Raw genomic sequence first — 22,210 nt, 5'->3', positions numbered from 1 at the left:
CGTGAGTTCGCCCCGGCCCCGCGCGACGGGGGCTTGAAGGGCGGGGTTGGATGGGGCTTAGGGCTTGACGATCACGTCAAAGAACTTCTCGACGCAGCGCTGGTAGTCGCCGCTCTTGAGTGCGAAGAAGGCGGTCTGGTAGCCCACCCTTTTGCATGCGAACGCCTTGCCCTCGGGCATGTCGGCGCGGTAGGACCAGTCCTGGTCCCAGTAGATGTCCAGCGCACCGGCGCCGCCGACCTCGAAGCGCTTCTGGTTGGCGCAGCCGAGTTCCTCCTGCGCGGTGATGGGCACGTTCAGCGCCGCGGCGAACTGGCGGTAGTAGGCGATGCGATTGACCGACTGCGGCTTCTCGTAGCCATGCCCGCACTCGATGCCGCCGTTGATCACATTCGTGGTGGCGCCAAAGCCCGGCGCGATGCCGGCGGCGCGGTCCACCGCATTGGGCTGCCAGCTGCCATCCACCACATGCAGCATGCTGGGTTTGGGCGAGGCCGGGTAGGCGTAGAAGAACAGCGCCGAGGCCAGGTTCAGCCAGGTGTCGGCGACCTGCTCGGGCGCGTTCAGCAGCACGCGCACATCGCCAAACATCGCGTCCGAGAAGGGGCCGTAGTTGTAGTTGTACGAGAGCTGCTTGGCGCCGCGCCCGAAGTACTGCTTGTAGCGGCCTTGCGCGTCCTTGCCGCAGGGCCAGGTCTGGCCTTGCCAGGTGCTGGGCAGGCACTCGTTGTTGTAGGGGCAGCCGTAGCTGCCCTCGTTGCAGCCGGACTCGCGCAGGAAGTAGAGCGCCTGGCGCCATTCGGGGATGGCGTGGTTGCGGTCGTGCGCGCCCGTCTCCTGCGCGAAGTGCGCAAACATCGTCGCCAGGGTCTTGCGGCAGATGGCGTCGGCGTCGCGGCCATCGCCGTAGCTGGCGCAGACGCCGGCGAACTTGGCGACGGATTGCAGGAAGCCGGTGTAGCTGTAGGCCGGGTCGCGCAGCGGGAACAGATAGTCCCATTGCGTGAGGGGCAGCAGGCGCTCCACGCGGCGCACGTTCTCGGGGTTGGCGCTGGCGCCGGGCCGCACCGCGTCCACCACGGCCTGGCTGCGCGTGGCCACCGAAGCCTGCACGGCGCGGAACAGCGGGCTGTCGGTCAGCGCGGCCTCGGTGGCGCGCACATCGGCCGCGCGCAGCAGCCACTTGCCGCTCACCGGGTCGCGCACCACGGCGGCCACGGTCACGGACTGGGACTTGCTGGCCGTGGCGCCCCAGTCGTCCGTGACGGTGAGCGTCACGGCATAGGTGCCGGGCGCGGCGTAGCGGTGGCTGATGCGCGCGCCGCTGGCGCTCTGGCCATCGCCCAGGCTCCAGCTCCAGCTGCGCAGCGTGCCGTCGGGGTCGCGCGAGGTGCTGGCGTCCAGGCTGATGCTCAGGGCCTCGCTGCTGACGCTGAAGCTGGCCTGTGGCGCCTGGTTGCCGCCCCCGCCCCCTCCGCTGCAAGTGCCTTGCAAGGTCCAGACCTGCCAGGGCCCCGAGTTCGCCGCCGGGGTGGCACCCTGGTTCCACCAGTTGGCCCGGTAGGCCTTGCCCTGGTCTTGCACTTGCTGCGGGGATGTGTAGATACCAGTAGGAGACCAAACAGGGAGCGAACCGCAATCCACTGTTTGTGCCAGCGCGGTGCCGGCGGTGCTGCACAGCAGCAGGCCCAGCAGGGCCGGGTTCCGAGAGGCCATGAACGACTCCGTTCAGGGGTGGCGCTCCAGACTTCCGCGCCTTGCGTGAGGACCGGCGGCCTGTAGGGCTGCCACGGCCATCGAGGTCTGGACTGCAACTGATCTCGTGGTGGTATGCACTGTAGATACCAATCAGATGCCAGATATCGGGCCTTACCCGAGGGGTGCAGGTAAGAACTTGCAACAGCTGGCGAGGACCGCCAGCCGCACCGGCTGCTCAGCCGGTGGAGAGCTCGACCAGCCCCTCTGCCACCGACTGCTGCAGCGGCCGCTGCAGCGCCTGCGCCAGGCCCTCGGCGTCGCGCAGGGCCTGGTTGTTCACCAGCACCCAGCGGTTGCGGCCGCGCGCCTTGCCCTCGTAGAGCGCCAGGTCGGCCAGGGCCACCAGGTTCGTCCAGGCGGGGGCATCGGCCGCTTCGATGAAGGGCAGGCGCACGGCGCCGATGGTGCAGGTGACGGGGATGGGCTCCGCGGCCCCGACCGCGAAAGGCGTGCCATTGACCGCCTGCAGCAGGCGCGCCGCAATTTGCGCGCAGCGCTCCGGGCAGTCGAGCCGGGCCAGCAGCAGGAACTCCTCGCCGCCCCAGCGCACCAGCAGATCGGTCTCGCGCGTGATGGCCTGCACCCGGCGGCTGAGCGTGACCAGCACCTTGTCTCCCACGCCATGGCCATGGCGGTCGTTGATCGACTTGAAGTGGTCGACGTCGAACACATAGAGCCCGAGCGAGGCCGCGGGGTTGCTGCGCCGTGCCCGCTGCAGATGGGCGAGCTCGCGGCCGATGTGCTGCTCCAGGTAGCGGCGGTTGCCCAGCTGCGTGAGCGAGTCCACCAGGCTCAGGTGCTCGAACTGCTCGGCCAGCTTCTTCTTGGCGCGCCATTGCAGGCCGATCAGCAGCAGCACCGCGCCCAGCAGCAGCGAGAGGGCGATGAAGAACTGCTGACGCTGCGTGTGCGTGGCGTCGCGCTCGCGCTGCAGCTCCGCCTGCTGGCGCAGCACCACGCTCTTCAGTTCCGATTCGCGCTGCAGGCGGGCCAGCTCCGCCTTCGAGGCCGCTTGCGAGCCGCGCCGCCGCAGCTGCGGCTCCAGCTTGTCGAGGAACAGGGTCTTCAAGCCGCGCAGGCCGGCCAGGGCGATGGCCGGGTCCTCGCTGCGCGAGAGGCGCTTGTAGACGTCGAGCTGCACCTCGGTGGTGGTGTCGGGCTTCAGATTCAGGCAGGAGGCGAGCGAATGCCCGGGTTGCCAGTGGCGCTGCGCCAGGTCGCGGTAGCAGCTCAGGTACTGCTGCACCGTGGGTGAGAAGTCCCCGGCGGGCTCGCGCGTGGCGCGTGCCACGTAGCGGCGGGCGCGCTCATGCTCGCCCAGCTCGGCGGCCGCCAGGGCGGCAAAGCTGAGCGCGCTGGCGCGGTAGGCGCTGGGCTCGGCATTGACACGGTCGAAATGCTCCAGCGCGCGGGTGTAGTCGCCCAGGTGCAGCACGTAGGCGATGCCGCGGTTGAACTCGCTGAGCAGGATGGCGTCGCGCAGCATGTCCTTGTCGCTGCGATCGGCCGGATCGTTCAGGGCCCGTTCCATCTGCTCGCGCGCATTGGCCAGCAGCGCGATGCCCTTGCGGATGTAGGCCTCGTCGCCGTTGACGATGTAGCTGGCCGCGGTGTCCATCATCAGGTCGCTGAGCAGCTGGACGTTCTCGGCCGGCACCAGGCTGAGCGCGGCCTCGAAGTTCTCGAAGGCCCCGGCGATATCGCCTGCCTGCGATTGCCGCCAGGCCAGGCCACTGAGCACCTCGGCCGCGGCCGCTGGCTTGCCCAGGGTGCGCGCCTCAGTGGCCAGCGCGAGCAGGGCCGGAACTTGTTCGTCTTCCGACTGCAGCGTGGCCAGCAGGCAGCGCTCGCGGTAGACGAAGTCCTCGCGCAGCGGCGGGTTCTGGCGGCAGAGGGGAGCGGCTTCACTCAGCCGGTAGGCGAGGAAGTACTCGTCGAACCGCAGGCGCAGCGTGCGGTAGCGCTCGGCGGGGTCCTGGGTCTGCGCCAGCCGCTGCTGCAGCCAGGCCAGGCGCGCGTCCAGCGAGGGCTCCTGCTCGTAGCTCGCGGGCAGGGGCGGCAGCGCCCGGACCTGCTCGACGCGCAGTTCGGCGTGGGCGGGCGCTAGCGCCAGCAGTGCGAACTGCGCGCACAAAGCGGCGGCCAGCAGGTGCCGGGTACCAGGCCGGCGCGGGCCGGGTGCTGGGGCGGGGCGGGGTGTGGGCACGCGCAAGGGCTCAGGCGATCCGTGTGGCGAGGACCGCCGATTCTGGCCTGGCGTGCGGAAGCAAGCAGGCGGCGCCGTGTGCCGGCGCCGCCTGTGGGGGCTTCGCGTAGTGTGAACAGGCCCTAGTGCAAACGCGTGGTGCTGCGTCGGCGGCTGGCCAGCGCCGCCGCGGCGGCCACCAGCAGCCAGCTGGCGGGCTCGGGCACTTGATGGGTCGGGATGTCACGCAGACCGACGGTGCGGATCAGGGTCTGGAACTCGGCGTAGGAGAAGTCGCGGTCCAGGATGCGCTGGTTGTTCGGCATGCTGGTGGGAAACGCGCCGGTTGACATCACCGAGTAGATCGACTCGCCCGGATTGGTCTGCGGGCCGCTCGGGTGGTCCAGCAGCAGGGTGTGGCCGATCTCGTGCGTCAGCGTACCCACCAGCAGGTTCAGGCGCTCGGTGTCGTTGTCGGCCAGTGGCAGCAGGCCCGCGATGGTGTCCGTCAGCACGGAGCCGACCTGGCTGCCGACAGCCGCCGGCGAGCCGTTCCCGCGCACGCAGCCGTAGCAGGCCTGACCCAAGAAGCCCTGGTTGGGGCTGGCGTCGCCGATGTTGACGAAGTAGTAGTCGCTATCGCCGCTGGTCGGGGCGGTCAGGCCGAAGGAGATCTCGAAATCGATGTTCAGCTGCTTGCCGACCGGCAGCGGGCTGTTGGCATCGCCGCCCAGACTGGGAAAGCCGTGGAAGTCGTCGATGACGGCCGCCAGCGTGGCGTTGCGCAGCTGGTTGATTGACATGCCGAAGCCCCAGGAGGCGAAGCTTTCCGAGACTGTGGTGACGCCCCACATATCGGTCGTCGAGCTGCCCGTGAAGTTCAGCATCACCGTCAGCGCCTGCGCGGGCTGCGGGAGCACGAGGGTGGCGCTGGCCAGGGCCAGGGCGGGCACTGCCAGCGCTCGGCGGGTGTGGCGGGTCAGCTGGGACCAGAGGCGACGGGTGACGGTCATGTGAACTCCTGTGGGCTGCGTGCGGCTTCGCAAGCAAGCAACGCGCCACGCCCTGCTGACAAGGACTTGCGCGCGTTGGCGCGGTGAACTGTCAAGCGGGTCGACGCGCGCGGCTGCGCCAGATCAAGCCGGTGGCGTCCCGACTGGCGCATGCTTGGAGCCTTGGCCCATGTCCGGAGCGCCCCATGCCCTTTCGTCTGACCCCTCGCCCGACCGTTCGCAGCCTGGCCGTCTGGATGGCGGCCGGCCTTGGCCTGCTGGCCTGCAGCGCCCCGCGTGTCGAGTTTGAAAACACGCAGCCCGCCAAGGAACAGGCCCGCCAGCAGGCGCAGGCGGCCGGCTCGCTGTACGGCGGCTGGCGCGTCTACCAGCAGCGCTGTGCCAGCTGCCACGGCGAATGGGCCGATGGCGCCGGCGGCGCGCCCAATCTGCTGCTGCGCGTGCGCGACCTCGGGCCGCAGCGCTTCGTGGATCTGGTGCTGCGCCGCTACAGCAAGGACCTGCTGCCCGAAGGCGGTGGCACGCCGCGCGAGACCCTGGTGGACGAGGTGCTGGAACGCCGCTCGGGCGCCCTCAGCATGCCGGCCTGGCAGGGCGACCCGGTGGTGCAGGCCCATGTGATGGACCTCTACGCCTACCTGAACGCGCGCGCCGAGGGGCGCCAGGGCACCGAGCGGCCGGCGCGCTGAGCCGCCCCCGCGGGCAAGCCTGGCTTGCCTGAATATTGGATCCAAAAAATCGGCGTGCGGCTAGCATCGCGGCCCTGCTGATGCCCTGAGCCGCCCATGCCTGCCACCGCCGATACCGCCTTCCAGACCCTGTTGGCCGATGAATGGGCCTGGCGCCTGCGCGAGTTCCCGCGCCTGGCCAGCTGGGTGGGCGAACGCAGCGAAGACCACCGCCTGGAGCGCATGGACGGCGCCAGCCGGGCCGCGCGCCTGGCACGTTGGCGCGCCACGCGCACGGCGCTGCAGGCCATCGACCGCGGCGCGCTGAGCGCGAGCGCGCGCGTGGAGGCGGCGGTCTACGCACACCAGCTCGAAGGCCTGATCACCGAGCACGAGCTGGGCGGCGTGCTGATGCCCATCGATGGCGACTCGGCCTTCTACAGCTACCTGCCCGAGCTCTGGCGCGACCAGCCGCTGGACACCCCCGCGCAACTGCAGGCCCATCTGCAGCGCCTGGCGGCGATCCCGCAGCTCTTTGACGATTTCATCGGGCTGATGGAAGAAGGGCGCCGCAGCGGCCGCATGCCGCCCGCTCTGATCATGGCGGGCCGTGAAGAGCCGGTGGCCCGCGTGGCGGCCTGCAGCCGCGCCGAGGACACGCCTTTCTACGCCGCGCTGCACGAGCGCCTGCAGGGCCAGCCGGCGCTGCAGCGCGAGGCCGTGGCGGTCATCGAGCAGCGCCTGCTGCCCGCCTACCGCCACTTGCTGCACTACCTGCGCACGGACTACCTGCCGCACGCCCGCCCCAACACCGCGGCGCGCGATCTGCCCAGCGGCGAGGCCTTCTACGCCGCCCGCGTGCGCCAGTTCACCACCCTGGACATGAGCCCGCAGCAGGTGCATGAGACGGGGCTGGCGGAGGTCGAGCGCATCGCCGCGGACATGCGCCGCCTGCAGCGCGAGTGCGGCCACACGGGCGACTGGGGCGATTTCCTCGCCTGGCTGCGCAGCGATCCGCAGTTCTACCCGCGCAGCGGCGACGAACTGCTGGCCCAGGCCAGCTGGATTGCCAAGCGCGTGGACAGCGTGCTGCCGCGCTACTTCGGCCACCTGCCGCGCCAGCCCTTCGGCGTGGAGCCCGTGCCGGCCGAGATGGCGCCCTTCTACACGACCGGCCGCTACGTGCCCGCCGCGCCGGGCAGCGGCCAGGCGGCGTTGTACTGGGTCAACACCCACAACCTGGGCGCGCGCGCTCTCTATTCCCTTCCCGCCCTGACGCTGCACGAGGCCGTTCCCGGCCACCACCTGCAGTTCGCGCTCGAAGCCGAGAACCCCGGGCTCCAGCCTTTCCGTCGCGCCGGCGACCTGTCCGCCCACAGCGAGGGCTGGGCCCTGTACGCCGAGTACCTGGGCTCCGAAATGGGCCTGTACCGCACCCCCTTCGAGGAATTCGGCCGCGCCAGCTACGAGATGTGGCGCGCCTGCCGCCTGGTGGCCGACACCGGCCTGCACGCCCTGGGCTGGAGCCGAGAGCAGGCCTGCCAGCTGCTGCGCCAGCACACCGCCTTGAGCGAGCATGAGATCGGCACCGAGGTGGACCGCTACATCGGCTGGCCCGGCCAGGCGCTCTCGTACAAGATGGGCGAGATCGTCATCCGCCGGCTGCGCCGCAGCTGGGAGCAGGCGCAGGGCGCGGCCTTCGACCTGCGCGCCTTCCACGACCGCCTGCTTGCCCTGGGTACGGTGCCCCTGCCCTGCCTGGAGCAGGAGCTGGCCGCGCCGACCTGAGCAATCCCTAACGACAGGCCGAGCTGGGACGCCCGCGCCCCGCCATGGCCTTGGGTTACCGGCTGCTTCACGGCTAAGCTGCCGCATTCCCGCAGATTCAAGCCGCGCTCCCGTCGGGCGGCGCGGCCTTTTTCAACATGAACGAAACCCTGATCTGGATCCTGGCCCTGGCCATCGCCATCGTCCTGGGATGGCTCGGGTGGACGCGCTGGCGCGCCGCCGTGCGTGCCAAACATCCGAAGCGCGAGGAGCTGGAGGAAGTCAAAGACCTCCTCGGCCCCAATGTCGTGGCGCCGCCCTCGATGGCCATGCCCGAGGAGGCCGATGCCGCGCACGACGCCGACACCGAAGCCGACATCGCCGAGTTGGAGCGCCAGTACGCCGCCCTGGCCGCCGAAGAAGAGGCCCGCCAGCGCGCCCAGCGCCAAACCACCGAAAGCACGGAAGCCCCCGCCCGTGCCCAAGCCGAAAGCGAAGCCGCCGCCCGTGTCCAGGCGGAACGTGAAGCCGCCGAAGCTGCCGCGCGTGCCCAGGCCGAACGTGAAGCCGCGGAGGCCGCAGCCCGTGTCCAGGCCGAGCGTGAAGCCGCCGAAGCCGCGCGTGCCCAGGCCGAACGCGAGGCCGCCGAAGCCGCTGCCCGTGCCCAGGCCGAGCGTGAAGCGGCCGAAGCCGCCGCGCGCGCCGAGGCCGAACGCGAAGCTGCTGAAGCCGCCGCCCGTGCCGAGGCTGAGCGTGAAGCCGCCGAAGCCGCTGCCCGTGCTCAGGCCGAGCGTGAAGCGGCCGAAGCCGCCGCGCGTGCCCAGGCCGAACGCGAAGCTGCTGAGGCGACCGCGCGTGCCCAGGCCGAACGCGAAGCTGATGAGGCGGCCGCGCGTGCCGAGGCCGAACGCGAAGCTGCCGAAGCCGCCGCGCGTGCCGAGGCTGAACGTGAGGCTGCCGAAGCCGCCGCGCGTGCCGAGGCTGAACGTGAAGCTGCTGAAGCCGCAGCCCGCGCCCAGGCCGAACGTGAAGCTGCAGAAGCCGTTGCCCGCGCCCAGGCCGAACGTGAAGCTGCTGAAGCCGTTGCCCGCGCCCAGGCCGAACGTGAAGCTGCTGAAGCCGTTGCCCGCGCCCAGGCCGAACGCGAAGCCGCTGAAGCGGCAGCAGCGACAGCAGCCGCCACCTCGGCGCCCCGCACCCCGCTGAGCCCGCAGGAGACCATCGTCATGGTGGTGGATGACTCCAAAGTCGTGCGCGTCAAGACCAACCGCCTGCTCAGCCCGCAGGGCTACAAGGTGGTGCTGGCCGAATCGGCCGAACAGGCGATCGAGTTCATCGCCGCCGAGCCGCCCCATGTGCTGATCACCGATGTGGAGATGCCCGGCATGGACGGCTTCGACCTGACCCGGCATGTGCGCGCCACGCCCACCATTGCGGATATGCCGGTCATCATGATCACCTCGGCCGATGACCGCAAGGCCGCGGCCGATGCCGCCGGGGTCACCCTGCTGCTGGGCAAGCCCTACCCCGAAGAGCGTCTGATCGAGTGCATCGAGCGGGCCCGCCAGGGCCAGCCGATTGTTTGAGAGGCTGAGCCCGCCGCTCATTCGAATCCGCCTGCAAGCCCTATTGCGCGCGCTGCGCCCCGCGGCGCTGGGCGGTGATGGGCGCGAGCGCGCGCGGGCCGCTTTGGGCGCCTTGCTCGGGCTGCTGGCCACCGCGCTCATCACGGCGTGGCTGGCACCTGCCAGCCCCTGGCTGGTGGCGCCGCTGGGGGCCAGCGCCGTGCTGGTGTTTGCCGTGCCCGCCAGCCCGCTGGCCCAGCCCTGGGCCGTGCTGGGCGGCAACGGCCTGTCGGCTCTGGTGGGCGTGGTCGTGATGCAGCTCGGTCTGGCCGCACCGCTGGCCGCCGCGCTGGCCGTGGCCCTGGCCATCGGCACCATGTTCGTGCTGCGCTGCCTGCACCCTCCGGGCGGTGCGGCGGCACTGCTGATGGTGCTCAGCGGCATCACCGACCCGCGCTTCGCGCTGCTGCCCGTGGCCGTCAATTCCGTGCTGCTGGTGCTGGTCGGCATGGCCTACCACCCGCTCACCGGCCGGCGCTACCCGCACCCGCAATGGCCCGAGCCGGTCGCGCGTGACCGCGAGGCTCAGGGCCTGGACGCCGACTTGCAGACCGTGCTGGCCCGCCACACCGAGGTGCTGGACATCAGCCCCGCCGACCTGCGCGGCCTGCTGGCCGAGCTGCAGCTGCAGGGCCAGCAGCGCCGGCTCACGCAGCTGCGCTGTGGCGACATCATGAGCCGCCAGCCCATCACCGTGCGGCGCGACACCCCGCTCACGCAGGCCTGGTCCCTCTTCCGCGAGCACCGCATCAAGGCCCTGCCGGTGGTGGACGCCGCCGGAGGCGTGATCGGCATCCTGACCCCGGCCGACGTGCTGCGCAGCGCCGAGGGCGCCGCCGCGGAAAGCCTGGGTTCGCGCATGGACGCGCTGCGCCAGCTGCTGCGGGGCCGTGGTGATGGCCTGCCCGAGCGGGTGGGCGAGGTGATGAGCCGCGAGGTGCGCGTGGCGCGCGTGGACCGGCACCTGGCCGAGCTGCTGCCCCTGTTCGCCGGCAGCGGCCACCACCACCTGCCCATCCTGGGGCTGGACGGGCGCCTGGTGGGCATCCTGACGCAGTCGGATGTGGTGAAGGCGCTGGCGCGTCTGGGCTAGCGGCCAGAGGCTTTCGGCGCCAACGGCAAAGCCTGCGCTCAGCGTGGTGGCGGCTCAACGCGCCAGTTCGGGGTAGCGGGCTGCAAAGCGCAACCAGGCCTGCGCCCCTTCGCTGGTGGCGCCGCGTTGCCCCTGGGCCGCGGCGACGAACTCGGCGTCATAGCGGTTCAGCGGCGTGAGCTGACCGCTGGCGAGCCCGCGCAGGTAATGGCCATAGTGACGCAGCAGGTAGCGCTGCAGCCCGCTCAGGCCCTCCGGCAGTTCCTCTTCGAAGCCGCCCCGCTCCAGCAGGGCCTGATGGGCCGCGGGCACCGGGCTCCAGTGCTGGTGAATCAGCGCCAACACATGGGCCTGGGCCTGCGGATCCTGCAGGATGCCAGTGTGGGTGGTGTTGAAGCCGCGCTGCTGGCGGGCCTGGCGCTGCGCGTTGGCGCTGAGCTGGCTGGACAGGGGCACCACGCCGTCGCTGTTCTCGCCCAGCTTGAGCGCGTCCGGGTTGGCGAAGGCGTACAGCAGGTGGTGGCTGACCGCCTCCGGCAGCGGCGTGCGGTGCAGGCCGGCAATGAAGCGGCTGGCGGGGCTCAGGTCGCGCCAGGAGGGCAGCACCAGCAGGCCGTTGCGCTCGCCGGCCGCCGCCGCCGGGTGCCCGCCGAAGGGGCTGGCCAGCGAGATGAAGCCGATGGGTCGCTGCTCTCCGGCGGCACGCAGGTTCAGGGCCTCGCGCACCACCAGGCCACCCATGCTGTGCGCCACGATGACCAGGGGCATGCCCTCGGGCGGCGGGATCAGGCGGCCGGACAGAAAGATGTCGTGAAACAGCTGGGCCATCTGGTTCAGGCTGGCCCCGGAGGGGTAGTGGAAGAACCAGGGTTTGAAGCGCCGACGGTCGAGCTGCTGCACCAGGCCTTCGAACTCGCGCGCGCTGCCCTGGATGCCGTGCACGAAGACCACCGGGATCTTGTGGCCGAAGTCTTCCTCCAGCGCATAGAACAGCGTTCCGGCCTTCTCGATGAAGGCGGCCGGCTGGTACAGGCCCAGTGCGGACATCGCCGGGTCGAACAGCGGGTCGCTGAGGGTGCGCAGGGTGTTGGGCGGGTAGAAGAGCGACTGCGGCCGCGTGGGCAGGGGTTCGGCCTTCAGGTCGATCGGCCATTCCGGCGGCTGCGTGGGGCCGATGGGCAGGTCCACCTGGCCGATCACCTTTTGCGCGCTGGCTGCGTCCGGCAGCTGCAGCTGGCGCCGCGCCAGCGCCTCATGAGTACCCAGTCGCCCATCGCCGTCCAAATCGCTCAGCAGCACCAGCTCGTAGTCACCCGGCGGCAGGTTGAGCCCGTAGTGGGTGCCAGGGGCCAGGTGGTGCATTGCATCCACCGCCTCATGTGCGCGCAGCCGGCTGGAGAAGGCCACCAGGCTCATCGGCTGGGTGAGTGCAGGGCCACCCTCCAGGGCGCTCACGCGGCCATGCACCAGATAGGTCTCGCGGGCGACCAGGTGCTTGAGGTTGCGCATCGACGGCTCGGCCGTCTGCAGGCGCTCGTACTCGGCCTGCAGGGCGGCGTTCTGCAGGAAGGTGCAGGAGGCCAGCAGGGGGAGGAGGGTGGCGCAGAGGCGCTTCATCCGCCCCAGGGGAGGTACTCGACGCCGCTGGCTGCCAGCCCCACCAAATCGATCCGCAGGGCGTTCTCGCTGGTGTCGGCGGCCATCAAGAGCAACTCGGCCTGGCTGGCAGAGCCCCCGTCCAGTAGCGCGACATAGCGCTGCAGGGCCGTCTGGTCTGGGGCGCTGCCGACGACATTGCGGTAGACGCAGTTGACGAAATCGACATTCGAAGACGAGCCGGCGAGAGCCTGAAAGGCCTCCGTCTTCAGGGCTGCACTTGCGACGGCCAGGCGGTCCATGCCGCTGTCGATCATGGACAGGCCGGCGCCGACCACGGATTTGTCACGCACCATGGCGGGGCCGAACAAGGCGCCAATCAGCTTGACGGCCGTCCCCGCTCCGCCTTCGAGGTCCAGGGCGAGGTGCAGGTCCACAAAAGCAATGCGCTCGACGCCGATCAGGGTGTCGTGGCCTTCGTTGCCGTAGCGGCCGGCCACCACCCAGTTGCTGCCCTGCTTCAGAACCCAGTACTCCGAGCGCTTGCCAATGTAGCCCTGCGCGATATCAGTGCCCGCACCGCCATTCAGTACATCCGCGCCACCGCCGCCCTGCAAGCGGTCGTTGCCCGCGCCTCCTGACAGGTTGTCATCGCCGATGCCGCCGCGCAGGTTGTCATCGCCCGGGCCTCCAGACGGCCATGCCGGCGGATAGACCGTCATCTGAGACTTGAAGGCGGGGCGCAGTGAGGTGGCCAGCGGGTTCTGATTGAGGTCGAGCACGGCGCTTGCAGGTAGCAGTACCTCGTAGTCCGTGCCTCTGTACAGCAGCAGCGCGTTGAAGCTCAGCATGGTGCCATTGAAGACCAGGGCCGGGTTGCTGGCGACATCAAAGCTTGCAATAGGAACGCCGCTCTTGGTCTGCACGACCAGGGTTCCGCTGCCACGCTGGATCGGCTCGTCGAAATAGAGTGCCAGATCCGAGCCGGGCACGAAGGTCGACGGGACGCCCAGCAGTTCAGGCCCAGCCTTGTCGTTCGAACGATCGACGGCATGGAAGGCCGTCGATGGACCGTTGGTCGAACCAAAGCCCCAGCTGCCATTGAGTCCGTCGCCACCGTAAATCCAGTTCAGGGCCAGCTGATCAAAGGCCTGAAAGCTGGTCTTGCGGCTGCCCGACTGGGTGTACGACATCACCGTGTTGCCGCTGTGGTCCTCTGAACTCGATAGACGGCTCGTACCTTCGAAGGGGTGCTTCAGCCCCAGCGCATGACCAAGCTCATGCAGAAGGGTCTGGTAGCCGGCACTGCCCGGACTGGGGTTGCTGTTCGCGTTGCGGAATGTCGTGTCATCCAGATAGATGTAGGCATCTGCGAAGTAGCCGCCAGCAGTGGTCTGGACGCTCGTCATGCAAAGCCCGGTGGTCTGCGTGCCTTCCAGATCCGAGTTTGCGAAATGCAGATCCGCCTGCGCGGCGGCGGAGGTTTCGACAAACCGAACTCCCGTCAAAGCACCGCAATGAGCCAGCAGCTGACGCGCCGCGTTTTGCTGCTCGCTATTGAACATGGACGGAGTTTGATCAGGCGACTGCGAGTAGTCGCTAAAGGTAATTTCGAACGTGAAGTAGATCGTGTTGCTGGCACGCCCGGATGGCAGCGTCAGGAGATTCCAATCGATGGCGCTGCCAAGCAAGGCGTCAACTCGGGGATCGCCGCTGAGCGGCAGGCTGGAAGGGGAAAGCGGGGAAGTCATGCGTATCAGCCGTCGTGCTGAACTTTTTCGGGGGCTGGATTCTCGGTGGCTGGACCCCGAACAGGCCCTCCGCCAGGAAGCGTGCGGACACGAGGCGTGGAAGGGCGCACAGACCGACGGACAACGTCTGGCGTCAGGATTCCAGCCCGGTTGTGCGGAGTGGTGTCCACGCCAACTCAGCTTCTGTGCCCAATCCCTCTGCCAACCGCCCCGGCGTCATAGCCCCCACCTCGGCCCCGGCCGCCACCGGCTTGGCCGCCAGCTCGCGGTCGAACACCGGGCCGGCCTGTTCATCCCGCGCGGTCAGCCCAGCACCTTGCTGTCCTGGGCCGTGAGCCCTCGCACGTGGCTGATCAGCACCGATTCGCCCAGGCCCTCGGAGAAGTTGCCGATGCGGACGCCGATGACGCGCCGCGCCGCTTCGATGCGCTCGGCTGCGTAGACCACCGCCTGCCCGATGGGGGTGCCGCCGCCAAGTGGCATCTGCGCCAGCAGCTCGACCGGGTCAACCCAGCTGCTTGAGATGAAGACTGCGGAACCGAGGGGCTGCGTTTGTGGTTCACGGGGTGGTCGGCGCGCTCCCCTGTGCCCAGACCTCCCAGAACTTGCTGGAGTCACCCCCACCCACTCGAATCGCCGCATCCTTGCCTCCCCTCAGAGGCCGGCGACTTTAGGGTGTGGCCATGCGGGGGGCGGCTTCTCGGCAACCCTTCGGATGCAGGAGTCAGGCGCTCAGCGGAACTCGGCCGGCGGCTCCGATGCGTCTTCGACGCACACCTGGTTGCGCCCAAGGTGCTTGGCGCGGTAGAGGCGCCGGTCGGCGGTGGCGTAGAGGGTGGTCAGCGCGTCGCAGCTCGGGCCGGTCTGGGCTACGCCCAGGCTGATGCTGAGCTGCAACTGGCTGCCCTGGGGGGTGGGGATGCGCAGGGCCTGCACGGCGGCGCGCAGTTGTTCGGCCTTCAGTGCGGCGGCGTCCAGCGGGGTGTCGGGCAGCAGCACGGCGAACTCCTCGCCGCCCACGCGCGCCAGCAGGTCCTCGCGGCGCACCAGCGGGCGCAGGGCCTCGGCCAGGGCGCGCAAGGCGTCGTCGCCCACGCTGTGGCCATGGCGGTCGTTGATGGCCTTGAACTGGTCGATGTCCAGCAGCACCAGGCTGATGCGGCGCTGGTGGCGCTGGGTGCGCGAGAGTTCGGTCTCGGCGGTGGTCACGAAGTGGCGGCGGTTGGCCAGGCCGGTGAGCGAATCGGTGACGGACTGCTGGCGCAGCTGTTCGCGCAGGCGCACCAGCTCGGTGATGTCGGAGGAGAAGCCGATCAGCACCCGGTGCCCAGCTTCCGTCTTCAGAGGCACCTTGACCGTCCAGTAGTGCGAGCTGCGGCCCTCGGCATCAATGATGGTTTCCTCACCGCTCTGCGGCCGGCCGGACTCGAACACCTGGCGGTCCATGTCCCACAGGGCGTCGGCAGTCTCCGCTTTCAACACCTCAATGTCCCGGCGGCCGATGATGTCGGCCGCCGGGCGCTGGAACAGGGCGGCCGTCTTGGCGTTGACGTACTGAAAGCGACGCTGGTCGTCCTTCATGTAGATGTGAGCATCCACATGGGCCAGCACGGTCTGCAGCAGCTGGTGCTGCTCGGCCAGCTGCGCCTCAATGCGCTTGCGCTCGGTGATGTCGGTGGAGATGCCGCACAGGCCAACGATGTGGCCCTCGGGGTCGCGTACCGGTTTCTTGACGGTCCAGTAGATGCGCTGCTCACCGGTTTCGCGCACGTAGTTCAGCTCTTCCTGCTCGATCGGCTCGCCGGTGCGCATGACCTGCTGGTCGTGCTCGCGCAGCTGGCTGGAGCGTTCGAGGTCGAAGAACTCGCTGTCCTCGTGGCCCAGCACCTGCTCGCGGCTGCGCCCGAACAGGTCCAGCACCAGCTGGTTCACATAGGTGTAGCGGCCCTGCAGGTCCTTGCAGAAGATGTAGGCGCCGGTTTCGTCCAGGACATTGCGCAGGGCCAGCAGCTCGTGGAGCAGCGCGGTGGGCAGGGCGGCGTCGTTGGACATGGGGCAGTGCGGGCGGGCCCCTGGTTGTACTCCAAGCAACACCCGGAAACACTCCGGCCCCGCCAGGGGGCCGGAGCGCGGGGATCAGCGGCTGATGGCGTCGCTGGTCTCGGTGTTGGTGGCCGGCTGGTAGGCGTAGCCGGCCAGGCTGACCCCGGTGACCGTGAACACGAAGCTGCCGCTGGTGCTGCGCGTGTTGGGCGACACCAGGTTCGCCACGCCATTGCTGGTGGTGGTGGCGGTGGCGCCGGTGCGGCTGACGATGCCGCTCCAGTTGCCCGTCACCACCGCGCCCGCCACCGGCTGGCCGCTGCCGTTCAGCACCTTCACCATGGCCGTGGCCTTGGCCTGGCCATTGCGCGCCACCTGCAGATACATGGCGATGTCCGCCACGCGCATGGGGATGAGGACGACGGGTGCGTCCACCGTGATGGTGACGGCGCTGCTGGCGCTGAGGCCGCTGTTGTCGGTGACGCGCAGCTGCGCGCTGTAGCTGCCGGGCTGGGTGTAGCTGTGGCTGCTGCTGACGCCGCCGGCCGTGCTGCCGTCGCCGAACTGCCAGTCGTAGGCCACGATGCTGCCGTCGGGGTCGGAGGAGCCGGCGCCGGAGAAGTTGACCGTCAGCGGCGCGGTGCCGCGCAGGGTCGATGCGCCGATCTGGGCCGTGGGTGCGCTGCCGATCGGTGTGGTGTAGCTGGCGCTGAGCTGGTAGTTGCCCAGGCTGCCGTAGGACGTGTAGCCGGTGCCCAGCGGGTCACCCTTGCCCGTGCCCTGCACCCACAGGGTGTAGGTGCCGGCGCTGGGCAGGCTGAGGCTGGCGCTGGCGTTCAGGGCTTCGGTGGGGTTGATGCTGGCCAGCACCGTGCCCGCGGCGTCGCGCAGGGTCAGCAGGGCGTCCAGATTGGGCGAGCGGGCAGCGGGGCTCAGCGTCAGGCTCAAGGGGCCGGCGCCGGCGTTGAAGCTGAACACGTCCACATCGGTGGGCCGCTCGATGACGCCGGTGGCGCTGGCGCTGGTGACGCCGCCGCCATTCACGCCGGGCAGGGGCGTGGCCGTGGCGGCGCTGTCGCCATGATCGTCGGCACGCAGCGGCAGGCCGTTGCCCTGCATCACCACGTAGTCGTCCTGCACGTTGTTGGCGCCGCTGTACTCGCCCTTGTTCCACTGCACCAGGGCCTGGTAGTAGCCCACGCCCATGATGGGCGCCCAGCCGGTGGCGCCGCTGCCATGGCCCTGGTAGTAGCCGGCGGTGGCGCTGCCGTCGTGGTTCAGGCCCATGTTGTGGCCGGCCTCGTGCGAGATGGCCTCGGCCACGTACTTCTCGTTGCCGCTGCCCAGGGCGTCATAGAACACCAGGGCGGGTTTGTAGAAGTCGCTGGTGTCGTCAAAGATGCCCAGGTAAGCCACGCCGCCGCAGCTGCAGCTGTACACGCCGGCGCGCGTGGTGATCAGCACCGTGGTGCCGAACACCGTGTCGGTGCTGCCGCTGCGCGTCAGCGCCTCGGGCGGCGGGGCTTCGGTGGTGACGTTGACGTCGAAGGGCGCGTAGTCCTCGGCCACGCGCTGCCAGATGGTTTGGATGCGCTGCAGCTCGCTGGTGTTGAAGCTGCCGGGGATGCCGTCCAGGTCGAAGGGCGGGGCGGTGATGGCCGTGCCGCTGCTGTTCCAGGCCGTGCCGCTCAGCGTGGCGCCCTTGAAGTTCAGGTAGATGGTGCGGGCTGCGCCGGGGCGGCTGTGCAGGGCGAAGGTCTGGTCCAGCGGGGCCAGCGTGCCGTCCAGCACGTTCGTCGGACTGCTGGCTGCCAGCGGCTGCTCCAGCTCTTCCACGAAGAACACGCGGCCGCGTGCGTCCAGGCGCATGCGCTTGTCCTGCTGCAGCAGGTTGGCGAATTCTTCGGGTGACTTGCCGTACCAGGCGGCCACCTCGGGCAGGCGGCTGCCCAGCACCTCGACGGCGCGCTGGCCGGCCACGCCCTCGCGGCCCACTTCCAGCAGGCGCAGCTGCGGGAAGGGCGGTTTGACGTTGGCGGGCGGCGCAGCCAGGGCGGCGCCGGCCAGCAGGGTGGAGAGCAGCAGGGAAAGCAGACGCGGCATGAGGAGGCTCCGGCTACGGGCCACGCCGCGAGGGGGTCGTGCTTGGGGAACGACGCCAGCCGGGGGGGGGGGAAGGGGCTGGCGGCGGCCCCGCTGTCGTGGCGGCTTGCGCCGCGGTAGACCGGAAGCTTTGCGACCCCGGCTTTCGCGCGGGTGTGCCCAGGGCGCCGATGCTAGGCAGTGCGCGCCGGCGCCGCAGCCCCTCTTACCCGCCGTTACATCTGTTCCAGCGCGCGCGCCGCGCCCAGCAGTGCGGGCGAGACCGGGCTGTCGATCACCCAGCAGGGGATGGGCGTCAGGAAGGGCGCGAAGCGGCCCTTGCCCTCGAACCGCTCGCGAAAGCGCGAGGCGCGCAGCTCGGGCAGCAGGCGCGGCGCGATGCCGCCACCGATGTAGACCCCGCCCTGCGCGCCCAACGTCAGCGCCAGGTTGCCGGCCACGCTACCCAGGAAGGCGCAGAACCAGCCCACGGCATGCTGGCAGTCGGCATCGCCGGCGCGCGCACCGTTGATCACGGCGGCCGGCTCCAGGCGCTCGGCCACGGCGCCGCGCAGGCGCGCGGCGGCCCAGGCCAGATTGCTCAGCCCGGGGCCGGACAGCGCCCGTTCGGCCGAGACATGGCCGAACTCCTGGCGCAGCAGGCGCAGCACGGCGTCTTCCTCGTCGTCGCAGGCGGGCAGAGTGGCATGGCCGCCCTCACCGGCCAGCGGCAGGAATTGCCCGCCCGCCGCCGGCAGCAGGCCGGAAACCCCCAAGCCGGTACCGGCGCCCAGCAGCGCGAGCGGGGCGTGGGGCCGGGTGCGCTCCGCCTCGCTCAGGCTGCGGCCGCCCAGCTGCTGCAACTCCTGCGCCGGCAGGGCGGGCAGGGCCAGGGCCAGGGCGGTGAAGTCGTTCAGCACCTCCAGGCGCTGCAGGCCCAGACCCTGGCGCAGTTCGCGGATGGAGAACGCCCAGTGGTGGTTGGTCATGCGCACCTGGTCGCCATCCACCGGGTTGGCAATGCCCAATGCGCAGGCGGCGGGGTTCTCGCCCCCCTGCTCGTGCAGGTATTGGCGGATGGCGGCCTCCAGCGTCGGGTGCTCGGCGCAGCGGTAGCTGCGCACATCGCTGAGCGCGGCGCCCGGGCGGCTGAGCCAGGCGAAGCGGGCATTGGTGCCGCCGATGTCACCCAGCAGGCGGGGAAAGGGGGTGGTGTTCATGCGGCTCCGGCAAGGCGTGTGGGACAGATGGCCGGATTTTCATGAAAGCGCTTGCATGACGCAAGCCCGCCGTGATGGTTCCATAACCCAAGGTGATTAGGTGAATACCCTTTCCGTCAGCAGTATGAAAGCGTTTTCATTAAGATTGCGACAAACACCACCCACGGAGTGTCGGATGAAGTGCTTGCGCCCCAGCGCCTGGCTGGCCCATGTTGTGTTGCTGGCTTCCTGCGGCGGCGGGGGCGGCGCGGCCTCGGCCCCACCCGTGCCGGCCCCTGCACCCGCTCCCGCTCCCGCTCCCGCTCCCGCTCCCGCTCCCGCTCCCGCTCCGGCGCCCGCGGCTGCGCTGCAGCGCCCCGACGACCACCAGCTCGTCTGGGCCGAGGAGTTCGAGCAGGCCGGCCTGCCGGATGCCAGCCGCTGGGTCTACGACACCTTCCGCAACAAGGAGGGCTGGTTCAACCACGAGCTGCAGTACTACAGCGCCGCGCGCGCCGAGAACAGCGTGGTGCGCGACGGCCGCCTCGTCATCACGGCGCGGCGCGAGTCGCTCTCCAGCCAGCCAGATTGGGGTGGCCAGCCCTACACCTCCGCTCGTCTGATCACCCGCGGCAAGGCCGAGTGGACGTACGGCTTCTTCGAGGTCCGCGCCAAGCTGCCTTGCGCCAAGGGCAACTGGCCGGCCATCTGGTTCCTGGGTTCCCAGGGCGAATGGCCCGACGGCGGCGAGCTGGACCTGATGGAACACCTGGGCCGCGACCCCGGCCATGTGTTCTCCACCGTGCACACGCGCAGCGGCTTCGGCGGCCAGGGCAAGGGCGGCGGCACGCAACTGCCCACCGTCTGCTCCGCCTTCCACAACTACCAGATGCTGTGGACGCCGCAGAGCGTGCGCTTCGGCATCGACGGCGTGGAGCACGCCCGCTACGACAACGCCGGCAGCGGCCCGGCGCAATGGCCCTTCGACAAGCCGCAGTTCCTGCTGCTGAACCTCGCCATCGGGGGCGACCTGGGCGGTGCGGTGGACGACAGCGCCTTCCCGCAGCAGATGGAAGTCGAGTACGTGCGGGTCTATCAGAAGCGATGAGTAACGCGCCCTACCGCGAACCCGGCCTGCCCCTGCAGGCGCGCGTGGATGACCTGCTGGCGCGCATGACGCTGCCGGAAAAGGTCGGTCAGCTGATGCAGCTGGATGGCCAGCGCGTTTACCGCGACCTGATCCGCGACTTTAACGTCGGCAGCCTGCTGCACATCAATGGCAGCGATGCCGATGCCGCCCAGGCCGCCGCCGCGCAGACGCGGCTGGGCATTCCGCTGCTGCTGGCCGACGACGGCATCCACGGCCACTCCTTCTGGGCCGGCGCCACCATCTTCCCCACCCAGCTGGCGTTGGCCTGCAGCTGGAACCCCGAGCTCGCGCGCGAGGTGGCGCGCGTGACGGCGGTGGAGATGCGCGCCACCGGCCTGAAGTGGACCTTCAGCCCGGTGCTGTGCCTGGCGCGCGACCTGCGCTGGGGCCGCATCAACGAAACCTTCGGCGAGGACCCGCTGCTGCTGGGCACGCTGGCGCTGGCCATGATCGAGGGCTACCAGGGCGAGGGCCTGCACGACCCCAATGCCGTGCTGGCCACCGCCAAGCATTACGCCGGCTACTCCGAAACCTTGGGCGGGCGCGACGCCAGCGAGGCTGAGCTGAGCCGCCGCAAGCTGCGTTCGACCTTCCTGCCGCCCTTCGAGCGTGCCGCCCGCGGCGGCGCCATGGCCTTCATGACCGGCTACCAGGCCATCGATGGCGTGCCCAGCACCGCCAACCGCTGGCTGCTGACCGAGGTGCTGCGCGAGGAGTGGGGCTTCGAGGGCATCCTGGTGACGGACTGGAACAACCTCGGGCATCTGGTGAATTCGCAGCGCGTCTGCGCGGATCACGCCGAGGCTGCCGCGCTGGCCATCCGCGCCGGCAACGACCTCATCATGGCCACGCCCGAGTTCTTCGAAGGCGCCCAGGCCGCCGTGGCGCGCGGCCTGCTGACGGAGGCCGAGATCGATGCCGTGGTGCGGCGCGTGCTGACGCTCAAGTTCCGCATGGGCCTCTTTGAGGACGCCGGGCTCAGCGACCCCGAGCGCATCCGCACCCAGGTGGGCTGTGCCGCGCACCGCGAGCTGGCGCTGCGCGCCGCGCGCGAATCGCTGGTGCTGCTGCGCAACGACCCTTGGCAGGGCGCGCCCCTGCTGCCGCTCGACCCCTCGCGCCCGCGCCGCATCGCGGTGGTGGGGCCGAACGCCGACGACCCCGACGCCCAGCTGGGCGACTGGAGCCTGGGCAGCGGGCAGATGGTGGGCCCGAGCGGAGATCGCCATCCGCGCGAGGCCACCGTGACGGTGCGCGACGGCGTGCGCTCGCTGCTGCCGGCGGGCTGGACGTTGGTGGATAGCGCCGACGAGGCGGACCTGATCGTCGCCCTGGTGGGCGACCGCGTGGCCTACAACGGCGAGTTCAAGAGCACCGCCACGCTGGAGCTGCAGGACGGCCAGATCGAATGGCTGGCCGGCCTTGCTGCGCTCGGCAAGCCCTGGGTCGGCGTGCTGATCAACGGCAAGCCCCTGGTGTTGCCGCCGGCGCTGCAGGCGGTACCGGCGCTGATCGAATGCTTCAACCCCGGCATGCTGGGCGGCCAGGCGGTGGCCGAGGCCTTGTTCGGCCTGCTGAACCCGAGCGGCCGGCTGTCCATCAGCATTCCCGTGCACGTGGGCCAGCAGCCGGTCTTCTACAACGCGGTGCGCGGCCAGCATGGCGACCGCTATGCGGACCTGACGCAGGAGCCGGCGTTTGCGTTTGGCTTCGGGCTGGGCTACGGGCGCGTTGAGTACGGCGCCCCTTCGCTCGATCGCCCGCAAGCCCGTGCGGGTGAGACCGTGAGCGTGCAGCTGGAACTGCACAACCCTGGGCCGCGGGAGCAGGTGGAGGTGGTGCAGCTCTACGTCGAGGACGAGGTGACCAGTGCGACCTGGGCGCGGCGGGAGTTGAAGGGGTGGGAGCGGGTCTGCCTGGCGGCGGGTGAGCGGCGCGAGGTGGTGCTGAGCCTGGCGGTGGATTCGCTCTGGATCGTGGATGCGGAGGGGCGGCGGGTTGTGGAGCCGGGGTCGTTCCGCTTGCTGGTGGGGGGCTCTTCTCGGGATCAGGACTTGTCGGCTTTGTCGCTGGTGGTGGGCTGAGGGGGAGCCCGCAGGGGCTTCACCCCTGCACCCGACCTACCTTCTTTGCTTCGCCAAAGAAGGTAGGCCAAGAAAGGCGACCCCGATGCCTGCGCCCCTCGCCTGCGGCGAGGGGTTCCCTGCGGTGCGCGAAGAGCGGGCCCAGGCGCAAAACTCGCTGCGCTCGCTCTGCTCACTCCGCTCAGACAGTTGCGCC

At 70.0% G+C, this 22,210-nt stretch carries 15 protein-coding genes and 1 riboswitch; of the genes, 6 read left to right on the top strand and 9 right to left on the bottom strand.

The features are described 5' to 3' along the window. Window positions 1-57 precede the first annotated feature (57 nt). From I7X39_RS04910 to I7X39_RS04900, 3 genes are all read right to left on the bottom strand, one after another. Window positions 58-1,716, bottom strand: a complete 1,659-nt coding sequence (locus I7X39_RS04910; RefSeq protein ID WP_198109845.1) for a glycoside hydrolase family 19 protein — start codon at window positions 1,714-1,716, stop codon at window positions 58-60. Window positions 1,717-1,933: 217 nt separating this feature from the next. Continuing rightward, window positions 1,934-3,964, bottom strand: a complete 2,031-nt coding sequence (locus I7X39_RS23630; RefSeq protein ID WP_198109844.1) for a GGDEF domain-containing protein — start codon at window positions 3,962-3,964, stop codon at window positions 1,934-1,936. A gap of 122 nt (window positions 3,965-4,086) precedes the next feature. After that, window positions 4,087-4,956 carry a PEP-CTERM sorting domain-containing protein gene (locus I7X39_RS04900; RefSeq protein ID WP_198109843.1) on the bottom strand — a complete coding sequence of 290 codons (870 nt, stop codon included), beginning with the start codon at window positions 4,954-4,956 and terminating at the stop codon, window positions 4,087-4,089. A gap of 185 nt (window positions 4,957-5,141) precedes the next feature. On the opposite strand from I7X39_RS04900, the gene I7X39_RS04895 reads away from it, so the two are divergent. From I7X39_RS04895 to I7X39_RS04880, 4 genes are all read left to right on the top strand, one after another. After that, entirely contained in the window at window positions 5,142-5,645 is a 504-nt protein-coding gene (locus I7X39_RS04895; protein ID WP_198109842.1) for a c-type cytochrome, read from the top strand. Between the two features lie 96 nt (window positions 5,646-5,741). Further along, window positions 5,742-7,412: a DUF885 domain-containing protein gene (locus I7X39_RS04890; RefSeq protein WP_198109841.1), complete on the top strand. Its 1,671-nt coding sequence runs from the start codon at window positions 5,742-5,744 to the stop codon at window positions 7,410-7,412. A gap of 137 nt (window positions 7,413-7,549) precedes the next feature. Beyond that, the gene (locus tag I7X39_RS04885) at window positions 7,550-8,977 is read left to right on the top strand and encodes a response regulator (RefSeq protein WP_198109840.1); all 1,428 of its coding nucleotides are present in this window, start codon (window positions 7,550-7,552) and stop codon (window positions 8,975-8,977) included. Next, window positions 8,970-10,109, top strand: a complete 1,140-nt coding sequence (locus tag I7X39_RS04880; protein WP_232351701.1) for an HPP family protein — start codon at window positions 8,970-8,972, stop codon at window positions 10,107-10,109. The genes I7X39_RS04885 and I7X39_RS04880 overlap by 8 nt, the downstream gene beginning before the upstream one ends. A 54-nt stretch (window positions 10,110-10,163) precedes the next feature. Here the strand turns inward: I7X39_RS04880 and maoP are convergent, their stop codons facing one another. From maoP to glk, 6 genes are all read right to left on the bottom strand, one after another. Then, the gene (maoP, locus tag I7X39_RS04875) at window positions 10,164-11,726 is read right to left on the bottom strand and encodes a DUF413 domain-containing protein (RefSeq protein WP_198109839.1); all 1,563 of its coding nucleotides are present in this window, start codon (window positions 11,724-11,726) and stop codon (window positions 10,164-10,166) included. Beyond that, window positions 11,723-13,456, bottom strand: coding sequence for a DUF4214 domain-containing protein (locus tag I7X39_RS23625; protein WP_198109838.1), 1,734 nt, complete (start codon window positions 13,454-13,456; stop codon window positions 11,723-11,725). Before I7X39_RS23625 ends, maoP begins: the two co-directional genes overlap by 4 nt. A 303-nt stretch (window positions 13,457-13,759) precedes the next feature. Beyond that, on the bottom strand, window positions 13,760-13,939 hold the full coding sequence (locus I7X39_RS04865; protein ID WP_198109837.1) for a hypothetical protein: 180 nt from the start codon (window positions 13,937-13,939) through the stop codon (window positions 13,760-13,762). Between the two features lie 249 nt (window positions 13,940-14,188). Beyond that, complete coding sequence (locus I7X39_RS04860) at window positions 14,189-15,508, bottom strand: sensor domain-containing diguanylate cyclase (protein WP_198109836.1); 1,320 nt, start codon at window positions 15,506-15,508, stop codon at window positions 14,189-14,191. Window positions 15,509-15,592: 84 nt separating this feature from the next. Next, a complete protein-coding gene (locus I7X39_RS04855) occupies window positions 15,593-17,602 on the bottom strand; it encodes a PKD domain-containing protein (protein ID WP_198109835.1) in 2,010 nt (669 codons plus the stop codon). Between the two features lie 80 nt (window positions 17,603-17,682). Continuing rightward, a riboswitch (cyclic di-GMP riboswitch) is annotated at window positions 17,683-17,772 on the bottom strand. 45 nt (window positions 17,773-17,817) lie between these two features. After that, window positions 17,818-18,801 carry a glucokinase gene (gene glk / locus I7X39_RS04850; RefSeq protein ID WP_198109834.1) on the bottom strand — a complete coding sequence of 328 codons (984 nt, stop codon included), beginning with the start codon at window positions 18,799-18,801 and terminating at the stop codon, window positions 17,818-17,820. Window positions 18,802-18,976: 175 nt separating this feature from the next. Between glk and I7X39_RS04845 the strand changes: the two genes are divergently transcribed. Both I7X39_RS04845 and I7X39_RS04840 read left to right on the top strand, forming a co-directional pair. After that, window positions 18,977-19,888: a glycoside hydrolase family 16 protein gene (locus I7X39_RS04845; RefSeq protein ID WP_198109833.1), complete on the top strand. Its 912-nt coding sequence runs from the start codon at window positions 18,977-18,979 to the stop codon at window positions 19,886-19,888. Beyond that, window positions 19,885-22,014, top strand: coding sequence for a glycoside hydrolase family 3 N-terminal domain-containing protein (locus I7X39_RS04840; protein ID WP_198109832.1), 2,130 nt, complete (start codon window positions 19,885-19,887; stop codon window positions 22,012-22,014). Before I7X39_RS04845 ends, I7X39_RS04840 begins: the two co-directional genes overlap by 4 nt. Window positions 22,015-22,210 lie beyond the last annotated feature (196 nt).

Origin of the sequence: Inhella proteolytica, assembly GCF_016093275.1 — a bacterium.
Taxonomy (GTDB): domain Bacteria; phylum Pseudomonadota; class Gammaproteobacteria; order Burkholderiales; family Burkholderiaceae_C; genus Inhella; species Inhella proteolytica.
The sequence above is the reverse complement of the archived record's forward strand: the minus strand, read 5'-3'. Positions and strand labels throughout refer to the sequence as shown.

Coding starts and splice junctions, on each gene's coding strand:
- I7X39_RS04910 (WP_198109845.1), bottom strand. CDS start 1,716: ATGGCCTCTCGGAACCCGGCCCTGCTGGGCCTGCTGCTGTGCAGCACC.
- I7X39_RS04900 (WP_198109843.1), bottom strand. CDS start 4,956: ATGACCGTCACCCGTCGCCTCTGGTCCCAGCTGACCCGCCACACCCGC.
- I7X39_RS04895 (WP_198109842.1), top strand. CDS start 5,142: ATGCCCTTTCGTCTGACCCCTCGCCCGACCGTTCGCAGCCTGGCCGTC.
- I7X39_RS04890 (WP_198109841.1), top strand. CDS start 5,742: ATGCCTGCCACCGCCGATACCGCCTTCCAGACCCTGTTGGCCGATGAA.
- I7X39_RS04885 (WP_198109840.1), top strand. CDS start 7,550: ATGAACGAAACCCTGATCTGGATCCTGGCCCTGGCCATCGCCATCGTC.
- maoP (WP_198109839.1), bottom strand. CDS start 11,726: ATGAAGCGCCTCTGCGCCACCCTCCTCCCCCTGCTGGCCTCCTGCACC.
- I7X39_RS23625 (WP_198109838.1), bottom strand. CDS start 13,456: ATGACTTCCCCGCTTTCCCCTTCCAGCCTGCCGCTCAGCGGCGATCCC.
- I7X39_RS04865 (WP_198109837.1), bottom strand. CDS start 13,939: ATGCCACTTGGCGGCGGCACCCCCATCGGGCAGGCGGTGGTCTACGCA.
- I7X39_RS04860 (WP_198109836.1), bottom strand. CDS start 15,508: ATGTCCAACGACGCCGCCCTGCCCACCGCGCTGCTCCACGAGCTGCTG.
- I7X39_RS04855 (WP_198109835.1), bottom strand. CDS start 17,602: ATGCCGCGTCTGCTTTCCCTGCTGCTCTCCACCCTGCTGGCCGGCGCC.
- glk (WP_198109834.1), bottom strand. CDS start 18,801: ATGAACACCACCCCCTTTCCCCGCCTGCTGGGTGACATCGGCGGCACC.
- I7X39_RS04845 (WP_198109833.1), top strand. CDS start 18,977: ATGAAGTGCTTGCGCCCCAGCGCCTGGCTGGCCCATGTTGTGTTGCTG.
- I7X39_RS04840 (WP_198109832.1), top strand. CDS start 19,885: ATGAGTAACGCGCCCTACCGCGAACCCGGCCTGCCCCTGCAGGCGCGC.